12 protein-coding genes are annotated in these 16,668 nt (G+C 53.8%); 1 reads left to right on the forward strand and 11 read right to left on the reverse strand.

Annotation, left to right across the window (positions count from 1 at the left end; all coding sequences use genetic code 11):
- Positions 1-98: 98 nt before the first annotated feature.
- The 4 genes from mukB to cmoM are packed head-to-tail and all read right to left on the reverse strand — an operon-like array spanning position 99 to position 7,347.
- The gene (mukB, locus tag VH187_RS08400) at positions 99-4,547 is read right to left on the reverse strand and encodes a chromosome partition protein MukB (RefSeq protein ID WP_329701005.1); all 4,449 of its coding nucleotides are present in this window, start codon (positions 4,545-4,547) and stop codon (positions 99-101) included.
- Positions 4,547-5,257 (reverse strand): chromosome partition protein MukE, encoded by a 711-nt coding sequence (gene mukE / locus VH187_RS08405; RefSeq protein ID WP_329701006.1) that lies wholly within the window; start codon positions 5,255-5,257, stop codon positions 4,547-4,549. The genes mukB and mukE overlap by 1 nt, the downstream gene beginning before the upstream one ends.
- Positions 5,238-6,560 (reverse strand): chromosome partition protein MukF, encoded by a 1,323-nt coding sequence (gene mukF, locus VH187_RS08410; protein ID WP_329701007.1) that lies wholly within the window; start codon positions 6,558-6,560, stop codon positions 5,238-5,240. The genes mukE and mukF overlap by 20 nt, the downstream gene beginning before the upstream one ends.
- Positions 6,553-7,347 (reverse strand): tRNA uridine 5-oxyacetic acid(34) methyltransferase CmoM, encoded by a 795-nt coding sequence (gene cmoM, locus VH187_RS08415; RefSeq protein WP_329701008.1) that lies wholly within the window; start codon positions 7,345-7,347, stop codon positions 6,553-6,555. The genes mukF and cmoM overlap by 8 nt, the downstream gene beginning before the upstream one ends.
- Before the next feature lie 122 nt (positions 7,348-7,469).
- Between cmoM and elyC the strand changes: the two genes are divergently transcribed.
- The gene (elyC, locus tag VH187_RS08420) at positions 7,470-8,246 is read left to right on the forward strand and encodes an envelope biogenesis factor ElyC (RefSeq protein WP_329701009.1); all 777 of its coding nucleotides are present in this window, start codon (positions 7,470-7,472) and stop codon (positions 8,244-8,246) included.
- On the opposite strand, the gene VH187_RS08425 is transcribed toward elyC, so the two are convergent.
- The 7 genes from VH187_RS08425 to VH187_RS08455 form a co-directional block, all read right to left on the reverse strand.
- Complete coding sequence (locus VH187_RS08425) at positions 8,226-9,119, reverse strand: YcbJ family phosphotransferase (RefSeq protein WP_329701010.1); 894 nt, start codon at positions 9,117-9,119, stop codon at positions 8,226-8,228. The two genes, elyC and VH187_RS08425, sit on opposite strands and share 21 nt — an antisense overlap.
- A gap of 143 nt (positions 9,120-9,262) precedes the next feature.
- Positions 9,263-10,009 carry a 3-deoxy-manno-octulosonate cytidylyltransferase gene (gene kdsB, locus VH187_RS08430; RefSeq protein ID WP_329701011.1) on the reverse strand — a complete coding sequence of 249 codons (747 nt, stop codon included), beginning with the start codon at positions 10,007-10,009 and terminating at the stop codon, positions 9,263-9,265.
- The gene (gene ycaR / locus VH187_RS08435; RefSeq protein ID WP_097163568.1) at positions 10,006-10,188 is read right to left on the reverse strand and encodes a protein YcaR; all 183 of its coding nucleotides are present in this window, start codon (positions 10,186-10,188) and stop codon (positions 10,006-10,008) included. Before ycaR ends, kdsB begins: the two co-directional genes overlap by 4 nt.
- A 53-nt stretch (positions 10,189-10,241) precedes the next feature.
- On the reverse strand, positions 10,242-11,471 hold the full coding sequence (locus tag VH187_RS08440) for a winged helix-turn-helix domain-containing protein (RefSeq protein ID WP_329701012.1): 1,230 nt from the start codon (positions 11,469-11,471) through the stop codon (positions 10,242-10,244).
- A gap of 41 nt (positions 11,472-11,512) precedes the next feature.
- Positions 11,513-12,493, reverse strand: a complete 981-nt coding sequence (gene lpxK, locus VH187_RS08445; protein WP_329701013.1) for a tetraacyldisaccharide 4'-kinase — start codon at positions 12,491-12,493, stop codon at positions 11,513-11,515.
- Positions 12,490-14,238 carry a lipid A ABC transporter ATP-binding protein/permease MsbA gene (gene msbA, locus VH187_RS08450; RefSeq protein ID WP_329701014.1) on the reverse strand — a complete coding sequence of 583 codons (1,749 nt, stop codon included), beginning with the start codon at positions 14,236-14,238 and terminating at the stop codon, positions 12,490-12,492. Before msbA ends, lpxK begins: the two co-directional genes overlap by 4 nt.
- A gap of 36 nt (positions 14,239-14,274) precedes the next feature.
- On the reverse strand, positions 14,275-16,536 hold the full coding sequence (locus tag VH187_RS08455; RefSeq protein ID WP_329701015.1) for a ComEC family protein: 2,262 nt from the start codon (positions 16,534-16,536) through the stop codon (positions 14,275-14,277).
- Positions 16,537-16,668 lie beyond the last annotated feature (132 nt).

The following is a 16,668-nucleotide window of genomic DNA, read 5'->3' on the forward strand; positions in this document are numbered from 1 at the left end:
TGTAAAGAAGATTAAAGATAATACTCCGCTTGCGGCGAAAAAGGATAACAAAAAGGGCGACATCGTTGTCGCCCTTTTTTAAAAATACCTATTTACTGTTACGAAGCATCGGCCGTGCCAGGCAAGATTTCCGGGGGTTGTGGTGCGAAACCACGCAAGCCGACCACGTGAACGTGTTCGGTATTCTGGAAGACCTTACGCACCAGTTTATAGGTGGTGCCTTTTTCCGGACTGATATTTTCCGGTGCCGCGATAATGAGCTGCATTTCCAGACGATCACACAGTTCAAACAGCGTGGCGATGGAACGGGCATCCAGACGTGCCGCTTCATCAAGGAACAGCAGACGGCATGGCGAAATATCTTTGCCACGCAGACGGCGAGCTTCATCTTCCCAACTCTGTACGACCATCACCAGAATCGACATACCTGTACCGATAGCTTCACCGGTAGAAAGCGCCCCAGACTCTGCACGCAGCCAGCCGTCGGAACCACGGTTAACTTCGACTTCCATCTCCAGATAGTTACGGTAGTCCAGTAGTTCTTCACCGATAGTCTGCGGCGTACGCTGACCCATATCGATCTGCGGATTCAGGCGTTGATAAAGCTTCGCCAGCGCTTCGGAGAAGGTCAGGCGGTTGCTTTTGAACAAGTCCTGATGCTGTTCGTGCTGTTCAGCAAGCACTTCCAACAACGTGGAGTGAGCTTCACGCACATTGACGTTCAGACGCACGCTGTTGACCTGGCCGAACGACACGCTTTGCAGACCCTGGTTGAGCATACGAATACGGTTCTGCTCGCGCTGAATGGTCTTGCGAATGATATTGGCCACGCTGCGAGAGCTGATGGCCAGTTTCTGTTCACGCGCCGTCAGTTCTTCCGTCAGACGGCCCAGTTCGATTTCCATCTGCTCGATGGCTTCAACTGGATCGTCGGTACGGATAATATCCTGACGAATACGCTCGCGAAGGTGTTGATAAACCGCCACGAAGAACTGGATTTTACGCTCAGGACGCTTCGGATCTTCCGACATACGCAGCACATCGCGCAGGTGTTCGTTGTCCGCGACCGCCAGACGCAGCGCACCGAGCGCCTTATCCGACATTGAACGCAGATCGTCTGCAGAAAGGTAAGCCAACTCACGGCGGTGCAGACGACGTTCAACGTTATTGTCTTTCACCAGACGCATCACCGCACACCAGCCCGCTTTCGCACTGACGACCTGCTCACGCATTTCAAGATAATTACGCTCAAGGGTGCGCAATTTACGGGTCAGGTTATCCATCTCCGCTTCACAGAAGGTCAATGCTTTCTCAAGCTGATTACGGCGGTTACGGTTGTTGGAGAGTTGCGTATGCAGCTCGTCACGGCGTGAACGCGCACGCTCTTCCGCGCCACTGTCTGCACGCACACCGATATCTTGCAGTTCACGATGTAAATCGGTCAGCAGCTCTTTTTTGGTATCGTAAGAACTCTTCAACGACGCCATGACCTGACTGTACTGGCTCAGCTGTGCTGCGTGATTACGCAGAGCTTCACGCGCGCGAGCACGTTCCGCTTCTGCCTGTTCAAGGCGCTGACGCAGTTTCTCGTTGAGATCGGTATTCCCGTTGAGCATTTCTGCCGAGTCGGTATAACCAAAGTGCGCACGACGCTGAACGACTTCCGTCAGGGCAAACGCCTGCTGACGTGCGTCACGCTGCACTTGCTGCGAATACGCGTAATCTTCTTTTAACTGTTCAAACTGCTCAGGGTCGCTTTGCAGAACGGAAACCATTGGCTCGAGTTTTGCCAGCTGATTGCCGTGCTGTTGAATAAAGCGCGCGGCTTCCTGCGCTTCGTCCAGACGTTCCTGAATTTCATCGACGCGGTCGGCCAGCGTTTCATCTGCCAACAGATTGAGGCGCGGCAGCAAACGGTTAAGCTGTGCAACGCCCTCTTTCGCCTGCTCAAACTGAGCGCGGCTCTGTTGGTTGTCATTTTCATGATTGCTGAGCGCACGCTCCAGCTCACCACGGCGGGTATTCAGTTTGCGAATTTCCGCTTCCGGATCCGCTTCAAACGCGACAGCTAAATGGCTGCCGATAAAGCGGCTGAATGCCTGATGCAGACGCTGAGTTTTCTGCACGTCAAACGACAGTGTCGCAAAACGTTCAGAGAGAGTTTCGCGCTCGGCATGCAGCGTTTCGATACGGTTTTCACGTGCCGCACGACCAAACAACGGCAGCGTAGGGAAACGTGAATAACGCCATTGACGATCGGCGGTTTTCACCACCACGGCTTTTTCAAGCTCATCAACGGCGAACACGCTGTCATCGAAGGATTGTGGATCCCCTTCGATGAGATAGAGATCTTCCGGACAATCTTCCAGGCCTTCAAGCTGATCAGCGATCAGCGACAGATCCTGTACCACAATCGCGTGACGCGACGGGCCATACAGCGCGGAGAAGTACGGCGCATCGTCAAGGCTGACGTCATCATAAATTTCAGACAACAGCACGCCGCCAAAACGTTCGGCCAGCGCATTGAGGCGCTGATCTTCCGAACCGCCTGGCTGGCTTAAACGCTCGATTTCGTCATCAACAGCGCGCTTGCGGTTACCGACTTCATCACGTTCAACAATCGCTTCGCGCTCACGCTCCAGCAGTTGCTGCATGAATTCCGTCACGTCCTGACTGGATTCGAATGCTTCGCCGCTCTGCTCGCAAAGCTGAGTCAGGCTGCTTTGTGCAGCAAGCCAGACAGGTGCGCGTTGCAGCAACGTTTGCGTCCGGCCCTGCAACTGCTCGAGTTCCTGACGCAGCGTCATGCGCTGTTCACTGGCAGAAGAAACGCTGTCCGACAAAGCGGAGATGCGTTCTTCTAATTCCTGATGCAACGCTTCCAGTTCGTCGATTTCGATGTGACGGCCCTGACGCTTGCAGAATTCAGCCAGCAAACGCTCGGCATCTTGCTGCTCACGCAGACGCTGCTCCAGCTCGTTCAGTCGTCCGCGCAGCGGGTTGGTTTGCTCCGCCAGATGGCGCTGATTCACGCCCTCGCGCAACAAGTCACGGGCGATATCCCACGCCTCATCACGGCCCAACGGACCATTGATTGCCGCGACAAGCTGATAAGCCTGCTCAAACTGGCTATGGGCAGTTTGCGCCACACTCATTTTTTGTTCGAGAGACAGCAGTTTTTCGGTGGCTTCCTGCTCTTTCGCTTTGAACGTATCGAGCCATTCGTCAGCGCTTTCCGGGTTCAGATCCGGCAAGTGGCAAAGTTCTTTCGCGCGTTGCAGTGCTTGTAATGCCTGACTGTACTGAATCGCACGCGTCTGCTGCACATCCAGCGCTTGTTGGTAATCGGCAAGCTGGCTTTTCAGCTCATCCACTTCCAGTTCAGCAGCTTCGGCACGACCTTCGTTGTCTTCTTGCTGTTCGGCAGCTTCGGCCACCACTTCATTTTGTTCTTCAAGACGGATCTGCAGTTCGTCGAGATCCGCTTCGTAGCGCTCGATTTTTTCCTGCTGGCGCAATGCGGTCTGCACCAGGTTCAGGTGATCGCTCGCGGCCTGGTAATCCGCTTCCAGGTCGCCTTCTGCCCCACTGTGCTCTTGCAGTTCACGCGCCATATCGACGTGTTTAAACTGCTCCGCCCCCAGCTGTTTGCGCGAGGTGTATAATTCGCGGCGGAACTCCAGCGCTTTGTCGAGATGCACGCGACGTTCGTTGGCGTGGCGCATGTAATCCGCAGCCACGTAATCGGTCGCTTCTGAAATCAGGTGTTTAAACAGATCGCGATCCGACTGCGTTACGCGGATCGCTTCCAGCGTCATGCGGTTTTCACGCAGCGCAGCTTCCATATCCTGGAATGCTTTACGCACGCCGCTGTTTTCTGGCAACAGGTAGTCGCGCAGCGAGCGGGTAATGGCGCTGGAAATCCCGCCGTACAGCGAGGCTTCAATCAAGCGGTAGTATTTGCTACGGTCAGACGCAGAGCGCAGACGACGGGCGACAACGCCCAAATCGAACATCAACGAGTGATAGTCGGTGATGGAGTTAAACTGTTTGAACTGGACGCCTTCCATCCCTTCGAGCTTGTCTTTCAGCTCCTGAAGGGTCAGGACGCGAGCCTGACGATCGTTCAGCGTTTCAGTCACCAGCTCCGTCGGCTGGAATGACATCGGCAGACCCTGGATCGCGAACGGCTTAATGTCCACTTTACGGTCACGTCCGGCAACCTGCTGCAAACGCACCCCCACCAGCACACGCTGATGACGAGAGTTGATTACGTCCAGCATCGAATAACAGACACCGGCTTTCAACTTACCGTGCAGACCTTTGTCGCGTGAACCGCTGGTCGCACCGGCTTCGGTGGTGTTACGGAAATGCAGCAGCGTCAGATCGGGGATCAGCGCCGTGACAAATGCCGCCATGGTGGTGGATTTACCGGCCCCGTTACCGCCCGAAAGCGTCGTAACCAGTTCATCGAGATCAAAAGTACGGGCGAAAAAGCCGTTCCAGTTAATCAGGGTTAATGAACGAAATTTACCGCGTTCAATCATTATTCTTCCTCCCCGCTATCCGTATCCGGCTGCGCATCGTCGTTCTCGTCATTGAGCTGCAGATGGTTTTCAATCGCCATCGCTTCACCATCGCGGATCATGCGCAACTGCGCTTCGCGGGCGTCGTCACCAGAGCGTACATCCGCCCCAAAGCGGAAAACGGCTTCGGTGATGCGGAATTTACTGCTGTCGTGACCCATAAACCACACCATGCCCAGTCGGCGCAGACGGCTCAGGGAAGAACGCACTTTTTCCTGCAGTTTTTGCCGGTCGAGGTCCGAACCGGTGGAACGGTTATTCACCAGCTTCATCAGCTTGGCTTCATCGGCGAGGCTCAGCAGTTCGTCATACAGTTCCTGCTGAGTGAAAATCCCCTCATTCGCCAGACGTTCCGGGCTGAGATAGAGATAACAGAGGATTTTGCCGACCATCATGTCCACTTCGGACAACACCGAACGAGGAATAAGCGTCGTGGAACGCGGGCGCAAATAGAAGAAACCTTCCGGCGCGCGAATCAGCTCCACGTTGTAGCGAGTGTAAAACTCTTCCAGATATTCCTGGAAATCCATCAGGAAAGCATGGTTGTCCAGTTCATCCAGACCGATATGACGGCCTGAACGCAGAGCACTATCCAGCGCCGGGAATAACGGATTGGCCAGAGCCTGTGCCAGCTTAACTGGCATCACGTGTTCAATATTTGTCGATGACATGTGCCTGTACCTTGGCTCCGTAATCATTAATCGGCTGCCACTTAGGCGACAGTCCGGTGAAATCTGCTTGTGCTACGCCCAAACGGACGGCCTGATCGACCACGATACGCGCAACGTCGAAATGACGGGCGCGTGGGTATTGCGCGAGGTATTCGCGCGCGACCAGACCTAAATCCAGTGGCAGTCCTTTGTTTTTGTAGATAACCAGTTGCTCTTCGATGAGCGCCGCCAACTGCTCGCGGATTTCGTTAAACTCTTCGTACTCCAGGTCCGGCGGAAGCTCCCCGGTCACCTCTTCATCACGCAGCATCATCTCTTCGTCACGCATATCGAACAGACGATCTGCGTTGGCATACGTCAGCGCCCATGGGGCGTCAAAATAGTTCTGTACTGACACACGCAGACGCTGGGCGAAGACGCGGTTTTTATCCATATCGATAGCGGTACGAATAAATTTATGCACATGGCGATCGTAACCGATCCACAGGTCGATAGCCTGCTGGCCCCAACTGACGATACGATCGAGTTTGCTTTGCAAATCGAACACCAGACGATCGACAAAATGCAGATTGTCGTGCGTCATGGTGGAATCCTGAATACGCATCAGGTTTGCCTGGAGTTTGTCGCCTGCGGCTTCCAGCGTATCTTGCAGTTCACGCAGCGTGCCGGAGGTTTCTGACAGCAACATTTCACAACTGGAGATAGCCGCGCGCCAGTCTTTGTTCAGCAACTGGGCGATATCATCTTTCACCGTTTGTTGCTGTTCATCCATCAGGCGCTGCGTGAGATCGATACTGTCGAAGATTTCCGCAACGGAATACTTCAGAGGCGCATAGACATTGCGATGCCAGTGAAATTCATCCCCGTCCTCTTCTGCCGCATCCGCCGCGCGTTTCAGCTCACCGCCGACAATAGACAGCTGCATTGACAGGCGCAGCGTTGAGAATTCACGCTGGCGAATGTAATAGTCCGTTATCCCGATGCCGAGAGGTGTCAATCGGTAGATAGCGTTGCCTTCGGTGATTTCGCTGGTAAAGCGGTTCAGCAGACGTTGACGCACCATATCGTTGATCGCGTTGTTCGCGCGCACGCTGATGGTTTCGCTGGTTTGCTCAAACGCATCACTGACGTGACGGAAAGCATCAATCAGCTCACCTTCGGTAAGCTCGCCTTCCAGTCGTTCGCCGTTCAGCGTTGCCACGGCCATCAGAAATGAAAGCCTGTCGACCGGCAACGAGATCGAAAAATCATTTTTTCTGGCCCAGGCAACCAGTTCGGGGACTGTCTGGGAAAAATCACTCATCGTTAGTCCTTGTATCTACCTGCGGTTTTCGCGCGGTGACATGAATATAGCGACCCAGGCTAATCCAGGGTTCTTCTCGGCAATAGCGTGTTTCCAGTGCCAACAGTTGTTCGTAGCGCTCATGCTGCTTATGTTTTTCACGCAGATAATCGTGAAAGACTCGTACGCCTGTTTTGCCAGTAATTTGCCAGCCTGCGGCATGCAGCCAGTCGTAAACCTGCTGCGGCTGTCTTGGATAGTTCGGCGACAGCTTGCGTTTTCGGGTCTTCGGCATGCCCGCATCGACGTAGTCAAAGTTCGTCACGACCATGTTATGCATCAACAGACCGTTAGCATTGTAGAACATTAACGACAACGCACCGCCGGGACGTAATGCTGACCACAGCGCGTCTAGAACCGCTTGTGGGTCAACCACCCATTCCAGTACCGCATGGCACAATATCAGATCAACCGGCCTTTCCAAATGCCCCGCAATTTCCTGCGCCGGACATTGTACAAAATGCATGTTGTGGCTCACACCTTTCTCTTCGGCGGCCTGCTTTGCCAGCGCAATCATCTCAGCGGACAAGTCGCATAGGGTAACATGATGCCCCCGCTCTGCCATACGAATTGCCGTTTGTCCGGCACCACCGCCCGCGTCCAGCACCTGCAATGGCTCGTCACCAAAGGAATCCAGCAAAATGTCTAAATCTTGCCATAAGATCGCCTGACGCAGCTGGCCCTTGGTCGTGCCATAGATATTGCGCGAAAATCTTTCCGCGATGCCGTCAAAATTGCGATCCTGCACGCCGGACTCCGTTTGCCCATTACAAAGGCGCTATTTTGTCATACCCACAGCGAGAGGGAAGCTATCTGGTGTAATATCCGTGCATATCCCCTATCAGATGGTTAAAAAAGGAACCAATACGGATGCTTTTTGCGCTAAAGAAGTTCATCGGCGGTATGATTCTACCGTTGCCTTTGTTGCTGTTGCTCATGGCGCTCGGCCTGGGGCTGCTTTGGTTCAGTCGATTCCAGCGCAGTGGCAAGATTTGTCTTAGCATTGGCTGGCTGGCGCTTCTGCTTTTAAGCCTGCAACCGGTCGCGGACGGTTTGCTAAAACCGATCGAAAACACCTATCCGACATGGCGAGGAACAGATCGCGTAGAGTACGTTGTGGTGCTCGGCGGAGGCTATACCTGGAACCCTGATTGGGCCCCCAGCTCAAACCTGATCAGTAACAGTTTGCCCCGCCTCGCCGAAGGCATTCGTTTATGGCAGCAAAACCCTGGCGCCAAACTTATCTTCACCGGAGCTGCGGCGCTGACCAACCCTGTGAGTACCGGGGAAGCCGGTGCACGTGTCGCAGAAAGTCTTGGCGTACCGCGCAGCGAGATTATCGTTCTGGATAAACCGAAAGACACGGAAGAAGAGGCTGCTGCGGTTAAGCAGGCGATTGGCGACGCCCCCTTCCTGTTGGTGACATCGGCTTCTCATTTGCCCCGCGCGATGATTTTCTTCCGCCACGCGGGATTGCATCCGTTACCTGCGCCAGCAAACCAGCTGGCTATAGATTCGCCATTAAACCCGTGGGAACGACTCATCCCGTCCCCTGTCTGGTTAATGCACAGCGACCGCGTGGGTTATGAAACTCTGGGCCGTATTTGGCAATGGCTGAAAGGCAGCTCAGGTGAGCCAGGGCAGTAACGATTTTGTCGCCAAATCGAAATTTTCACGACTAAAACGCCCGGTGTTCACCAACTGGGCAACTTCATCCCATAACAAATACAACCAGCGCCGCCACATGAATGCTTCCGCAACTGGCGCGCGCTGAAGATAATGCCACAACAGCCCCTCTGCCAACCCGCTTTCCGACAATCTGAATAACTCATATTCACGCGGGGCCCACAGGGTGATACCCGGCCCAACCATCGCCAGCAATTGATCGCTACGGGAGTCTTTTAGCATGCTGCGTAACGTAAAATTCCCGTGAACCAGCACGCAGTTATCATTAAAACCATCAAACAACGCGGGCAGACATTCACGGGAGCGGAAAAGAATGCGCTTGTCCTGCATCGTCAGTCCGGTGTTGTTGTAGAGATTCAACGTGCTCCAGAGCATTTCCACACGCTGGCGATACCAGAGTGGCCAGAGATTTTCCTGCGTGCTGTCAACGGTGCCGACGCAGCCCCCGCTATCCTGTCGATGCCATCCCAGCAGCGCTTCGACGATTTGATCTTTGAGTTGTTCCCAGCGGTCGGGTGTTCTGGCGGGCGCTTCAACCGGTACGCCACGCAGACGCTCCAGCAAAAGAATATCCGGCCCGGCATGTTCATCATGCGTTATCACTCCGTAAACCACCGGCATGCGAACCGTGCCGCTGCGGGCCAGAGTCGAGACCTTCCACGCCAGTTGCTGCGCCAGTCCTGGCGTGGTGAAACTTTTTGCCAGTAGCGGCATTGGGTGGCCCTGAGCATCGTATAAAGACCACAGTGATGAATCCGTTTTCTCACTCACGCACTCCACCCGGCTTAGCTTCTCGCCCAGCAGGTGGCTCAGTTCGGCCCGCAGTTGGTCCATATCTGGTTACCCCTGTGAAGACTACTGTTTTTATAATGAGCGCCGACGCCGGAGATGTCACCGGATAAGATCAAAAACAAGGCAATAAAACGAGGGAAAACAGAGCGGGAAAAACTCCCCTCAAGGCAGAGGGGAGGAAGCGACTAGCGCAGTTCGGCGCGTACGCGAGCGAGATCTTCCGGGGTATCAACGCCAGTGCCCGGCACTTCTTTCGCCACGGCAACGTGAATTTTTTCGCCGTACCACAGCACACGCAGCTGTTCGAGCATTTCGATTTGCTCCAGTGGGCTTGGTGTCCAGGTGACATAGCGACGAATAAACCCGGCGCGGTAGCCGTAGATACCGATGTGACGCAGCAGCGTATCACCGATGACTTCACGACTTTTGGCGAAGCGGTCTCTGTCCCACGGGATGGTCGCGCGGGAGAAATAGAGCGCAAAGCCCTGCGCATCCATCACCACTTTAACCGCATTCGGGTTAAACGCTTCTTCCGCGTCGTGGATAGGCACCGCGAGTGTCGCCATGCCGGACTGGCTGGCAGCCAGATTATCAGCGACCTGCCGAATGATCACCGGAGGGATCATGGGCTCGTCGCCCTGAACGTTGACGATCAGCGTGTCATCGCTGAAACCGCATTTTTCCACCACTTCCGCCAGGCGTTCGGTCCCTGACTGATGATCGGCACGAGTCATACAGACTTCGCCGCCTGCCGCTTCGACCGCACGCGCCACTTCCTCGTGATCGGTAGCGACAATAATACGCTCAGCGCCCGATTCGCGCGCTCTTTCCAGCACATGGACAATCATGGGTTTCCCATTGATGTCCTGCAACGGTTTACCCGGCAGACGGGTGGAGGCAAAGCGTGCGGGAATAATGACAACGAAACTCATGGATGGCTCTCTTCTGCGCTCAATGGACGGGCTTCGTTTTCCAGCAACACGGGGATCCCGTCGCGCAGCGGGAAAGCCAGGCTGTCGAGTTTGCAGATAAGCTCTTGTTTATCCTGACTGTAATAGAGCTTACCGTTGCAAACCGGGCAAGCGATGATTTCAAGTAAGCGGTGATCCATAGTTCCTCCAGATGGACCTAAAAAGTATTGCCGCAGCATAGCACAGAGGCCGTTTATGCGACGTCAATTTCCCATCCCGTCGGCTGAGTGCTGAAAAGTTCGCCTGGACGGTGGTTAAGTTCAATACGTGTGGCACCTTGCCAGCGTGCAAAATCATTGATGGCCTGCATCAGCCCTTTTTCGAGCGTCTGACTCACCCGAACGCCGTCTTGCAAATAGACAGCAAAAATTTCAAGTACGCCCGTCTTACGGTGCATTTTGCTGTCCATACGCCCGACAAGTCTTCCCTGATGCAGCAGTGGCAACACAAAATAGCCGTACTGGCGTTTTGGCGCGGGCGTATAGCATTCCAGGCGATAGGTAAAGTCGAACAGTTGCTCGGCGCGTTTGCGGTCCCAAACCACGGGATCAAACGGTGATAGCACCGCGCTATGGGTCGCGGTTAATTTCCCTGCCAGCGCTGCGTCAAGCTGAGGGAGTAAGTCTGCGTGCAACCACATCAAACCCAGTTTTTCGACCTCAACCGGAATGACCCTTCCTTCTTCCTGCCAGCGCGCAAGCAAATCAGATAACGCTGGCTGGCGTAAACGATAATAATCCGCCAGCCACTGTCCACGGAAAATGCCCAAACTGCGTGCGCTGTTTTGTAACATCAACTCTTCGGCTTCCGCCTGCAACAGGAGATCGCGTTCATCATTCCAGTGCGGCATCACGCGTGTGGTCAAATCATAAATGCGCTGAAAATTGTGACGACCAATCACCATCACTTTGCCCGATGTAAACAGCCCTTCGAGATGCCGCTTATGCGGTTTCCATTCCCACCAGCCGCTTGTCCCTTTGCGTGGGTGCTCGAAATCTGCTGAACGAACCGGACCATTATGATGAATATGCTCAAGCAGCGCCTGAATTTCGGCGGCATTTTCTTCCATCCACTCTTTGCGATATTTCCAGCCCATTTTATCGGGCGCGAGCATACGATGACGGACCAGAGCAAAGTCTGTTTTTGGCAGGAAGCAGGCCTCATGGGCCCAGTACTCCATCAAATCGCCCCGACTTAATGCCTCATCAAGCCACTGTTGCGGATAACCGCCCAGGCGGCTGAATAGCACCAAATACGGGCTACGGGCGACAACGTTGATGGTGTCGATTTGCAGGAGCGACATGCGTTGAATGGTAGAAAGAATATCGTCGGGCTGTGCGCGTCGACGGGGCTTTTTGAGCAACCCCTGTGCGGCAAGATGAAGGTGGCGTGCGGCAGTTAGAGAAAGCGTTGCTTCTGACATTAGACTCCCTCGTCAGCTTTGCCTGCATCGCACGCGATAAATTAGCGCTGCGCCAGACTCACAAGTTGCTGAATCAATTGTGGGGCACGCGCGTCGTCAAAGACGGCGTCCACGGGTAAATACCACCAGTTATCTCTCGCAAAGGCACGGCATTTCACCGCATCTTTTTCCGTCATCAGCAGTGTCTGTCTGTTGGTTGCCAGCGCCTGTACATCTGTGGCGCTTAATACCTGATGGTCTGCCAGAGCAACGGTTTTCACCGGTTGCACGCCACAACTTTCCAGTGTGGCAAAAAATCGCGGTGGATGACCAATACCCGCCATTGCAACAACGTCAGTCAGGGTTGAAACATCGCGTTTTTCCCCCGTCTTGAGATTGACGGCAAACGCAGGACGCAATTGCATTGGAATTTCATCTGCACGAGGGACACCGCCGTTAACAATAATGGCATCCACACTTTTCAGACGTGACGCCCGCTCACGCATTGGCCCCGCTGGTAACCACCAGCCGTTACCAAAGCGACGAACGCCGTCAATCACAACAATTTCAATATCACGGGCGAGGCGGTAATGCTGGAGGCCATCATCGGTGATAATAATTTGCAGGTCGTGAGCAGCAAGTAACGCCTGAACGGCATCGCAGCGGTTAGGAGAAACCGCTACAGGCGCACCGGTACGCTGATAAATCAAAACAGGTTCATCACCGGCTTCGGCTGTTGTGGTTTGCGCATTGAGCAACAAAGGATACTGCGCGGCTTTCCCGCCATAGCCGCGGGATACAACACCCGCTTTTATGCCCTGCTGTTGAAGTTGCTCGACCAGCCAGATGGCAACAGGCGTTTTACCGTTACCGCCTGCAGTGAGATTTCCCACCACCACAACGGGTACGGACGCACGCCAGGCTTTTTTAATGCCTGAACGATAGCTGAGTCGAATGATGCCGCTGACCAGGCCATATAGCCAGGAAAGCGGCAACAACAGCAGCCAGAGCGGAGATTCGCCGGACCAGATGCGTGCGATCATTGCCCAAATTGCATTTTATGCAGTTGAGCGTACACGCCACGATGTTCCAGCAGATCCTGATGGCTACCGCGCTCAACAATTTGTCCATCTTCGACAACGACGATTTCATCGGCTTTTTCGATAGTAGACAGACGGTGAGCAATCACCAGTGAAGTACGGTTTTTCTGCAGTTCGTCGAGGGCGGCCTGAATCGCACGTTCGGATTCCGTATCCAGCGCAGAGGTCGCTTCATCCAGAATCAGGATTGGGCTATCACGCAGCAGCGCACGCGCAATCGCGATACGCTGGCGCTGACCGCCAGAAAGCAGGACGCCATTCTCACCAATAATGGTATCCAGACCGTTATCCATTTTACTGATGAAGTCCATGGCGTAAGCCATTTTGGCGGCCTTCTCGATATCTTCACGGCTGTAAAGATCAGTGCGGGCATAGGCGATATTATTCGCCACGGTATCGTTGAACAGATGCACGTTCTGTGAGACCAACGCCACCTGATCGCGCAGTGAAGCCAGGGTATATTCACGAATATCATGCCCGTCGAGCACGATGCCGCCTTTATCCACATCGTAGAAACGAGTGATCAGGCTTGCCATGGTAGATTTACCCGAACCGGAACGCCCCACCAATGCCACCGTTTTCCCGGCAGGAATACTCAGATTGATGTTGCGCAGTGCAGGCACTTCACGCCCAGGATAAGTGAACGTCACATCGTTAAATTCAACGTTACCAATCGCACGCTTCACTTCAAGGGTGCCTTCGTCTTTCTCTTGTTCGGTATCAAGGATAGCGAACAGTGTCTGGCAGGCTGCCATCCCGCGTTGGAACTGGGCGTTGACGTTAGTCAGCGATTTCAGCGGACGCATCAGGGCAATCATCGACGAGAAAACAACGGTGATCGTACCCGCAGTCAGTGTTTCCATTACGCTCGGGAAACTGGCTGCATAAAGCACGAACGCCAGTGCCAGAGAAGCAATCAGCTGAATAATCGGGTCAGAAATGGAAGACGCAGAAACCATCTTCATCCCTTGCAGACGCATTTTATTGCTGACTTTATCGAAGCGTTTGGTTTCAACGCCCTGGCCACCAAACATCAGCACTTCTTTGTGCCCTTTCAGCATTTGCTCTGCACTGGTGGTCACTTGCCCCATCGTGTTTTGCATATTCTTACTGATGCTACGGAAGCGTTTGGAGACCACGCGGATCGCAATAGAGACGATCGGCGCCAGTACGATGAGGATCACCGACAACTGCCAGCTATACCAGAACATCATGATGAACAGGCCAATAATCGACGCCCCTTCACGCACCACGGTAATCAGCGCACTGGAAGAAGACGAGGCAACTTGCTCAGAGTCATAAGTGATGCGAGAAAGTAGCGTGCCGGTGGACTGTTTGTCGAAGAACGAGACGGGCATGCCCATCATGTGACCAAACAGGCGACGGCGCATGGTCATTACAACCTTACCGGACACCCATGAAATACAGTAACTGGATATGTAGCTAGTAACACCACGCAGGATCATCAGCCCGATCACAACCAGCGGCATCCACAGCAGCACAGAGCGATCCGTTTTACCAAAACCATCATCCAGTAATGGTTTAAGAAGCGACAGCATGAAGGTATCGCTGGCGGCATTAAAAATTAACGCGACCGCAGCCACGATGAGGCCCGCTTTAAAAGGCGCAATCGTTGGCCAAAGTCGGCGGAAAGTCTGCCACGTCGAAAGATCTTTGTCGTTCTGCATTCAAAAAACCAGCTTATGTTGAGATAGCCGCACATTCTACCCGTTATCACGGGCATCGCCAAACCACTGATGATACCAGCGGTGGAATATTTGATCGCGTAAGCTCTGGATTCGCCAACCTTCTGCTGAAAAATTGACCGTTACCTGCCCCTGATGAGGCGTATCGAACCACTGATATTGCCGCTGCAGATAACGCGCTTTCACCTTATTCGATGGAAAATGCCACGCGTTGTAACGCGCTGCTGACGCCAGCGCCGCCTGTCCTCCAACCCGTTGTAATAATGTGGGCGAGGAGGAGGTCGAGCTGCCATGATGTGGCACCTGAAAAATTGTAGACGCAAGATGCTGCCAGTAATGGTTTAGCATGGACATTTCTGCCGGAATTTCAATATCTCCCGTCAGCAATACGCTATGACGCCCGTCATCAACCCTCACCACGCAGGAGCGGTTATTCCCTTTTTCCATGGTTCCCGGCAGCGGCCAAACTGCACGAAACGTGAGCCCCTGCCAGCGCCAGCTTTCACCTCGAAAACAGGGTTGATGGTTTTCCCAGCCGAGCGGGCTTCTGACCCATAAAGACGGCCAGGTTTTCAGTAGCGTTTCCAGTCCTCCCCGATGATCAAGATGCTCATGGCTGAGAATAATGCCTTCTGGCTGTAGATGGTGCCAACGCAGCCAAGGGACGATCAATTGTTGAGCGCTGTCTCCCCCCGGCCAGGCAAGCCCTGTGTCATAAAGGAGAGCTTTGCCATGGCGACTGATGACAATTGACAACCCCTGCCCGACATCCAGCATCGTCAGTGACCACTCGTCCGCTGGCTGCGTGCGCCAAAAAGGCAGCGTGAGGATTGCGCCACAAGCCGCAGCCGACGCAGGCCACTTTCTCCAGCCGTTTAACCGCCAGAAAATAATCATCGCCCATGGCGCAATAACGATACCCTGCCAGCAACTATCGATATCCTGCCAGCCCTGCGGCAAAATGCGCAAAAACCAAAACACCCCTTCCAGCAATCGGTCAGCTAAAAACCAGACACAGTTCTCCGCACTAACAGCCCCAACAAGATGCAGGGCCATTCCTGTTAATAAGAGTGGGATCTCGCCCAATGTTACCCATGGGACAGCGACAAGATTAGCCGGTAAAGATGTCCACGTTGCACCGTGAAAAATAATGACCTGTAACGGTAGCAGGAGCAGCATTAACCCCAACTGCAAATGCAGCAAACTTCCGATGGCATTAAGCAACACACTGCGTCGTACGCGTCGGTACGGCACCCACTGATACCAAAAAATGAGTGTCGCCACGGCAAAGGCCGATAGCCATAAACTTTGCGCCAGCACAGCCAGAGGGTCCATGACAAGGATGGCTGCAATACAGCACAACCACACATCCCATGCTGACCAGCGACGCCCACTGACGCGCAGCAACAACCAGATGACCATCGCGATAATGGTTCGCAAAGCAGGAGGCTGCAATCCGCTGAGCCAGGCATAGCTCGATGCAGTGATTACACTAATAAGTAACGGTAGTCGCCAGCCAATCCATCGGCATGGCAGGACACTTTGCAACCCTCGCATGATCGCCCATCCCAGCATGGCCACCAAAGAGATATGCAGCCCGGAAATAGCCATGAGATGAGAAGTACCGGTTTGTTGCAGGAGTAATTTAATTTCAGCGGGCACCGTTGCCCGCTCCCCAACGGCCAATGCCAACATCACCTGCTGCCAGGGATAAGGAGCAAGAGCATTCGTCAGTGACGCAACAGCAACCGACCGCAGATTGCATTCAGACTTCAGAACACTTGCCTGAGTAAAGCGTCCGGTTAGTGGGCGGTGCAATGATAGAGCATGCCGTTGGCTGTCAAACATGCCATCGTTAAGTTGCCCGTGTACCGCTCGCGTGTGGATGTTCATCTGCCAAACCTGGCCCACACACGCACTCTGAGGCAGGGATTGACCATACAGGACGATACCTGGCGCTGGGAACTGACGCTCCCCATTAATACGCTGCATTTTACCGTAATAGGTCATTTCACCGTCTGTTGCCGTAATCACGACCTCTGCCTCAACCCGTTTCCCGGATAACGTATTCGCGGATAACACCATCTTCTGAGCCGCAAATATGCCCCAGCAGGAAAAGATCATCGTCAGCCCTAAGACTCTAAGTCGGCCTTCTCTCATGCAAAGCACAATCGCCAGTACCGTTATCGCGCCTGTTGCAAAAACCGAGGGTAATTCAGGTAACCAAAGCAGTGGGGAAATGCCAATAATGGCACTGAGAGCTATTGTCGGTAACCGCATGACACCTCCTTGTCATCCCAAGTGTCACGGGTTTAAGCAGTAGAGTCGCCAGGATAAAGTGGGACCTGCGAGCGCGGTTCCAGGGAAAATGCGTTGTTGCTGGATGAAATCAATAAATTGCGAGAAGCGTTC

This window comes from Scandinavium sp. (assembly GCF_036271055.1).
GTDB lineage: Bacteria > Pseudomonadota > Gammaproteobacteria > Enterobacterales > Enterobacteriaceae > Scandinavium.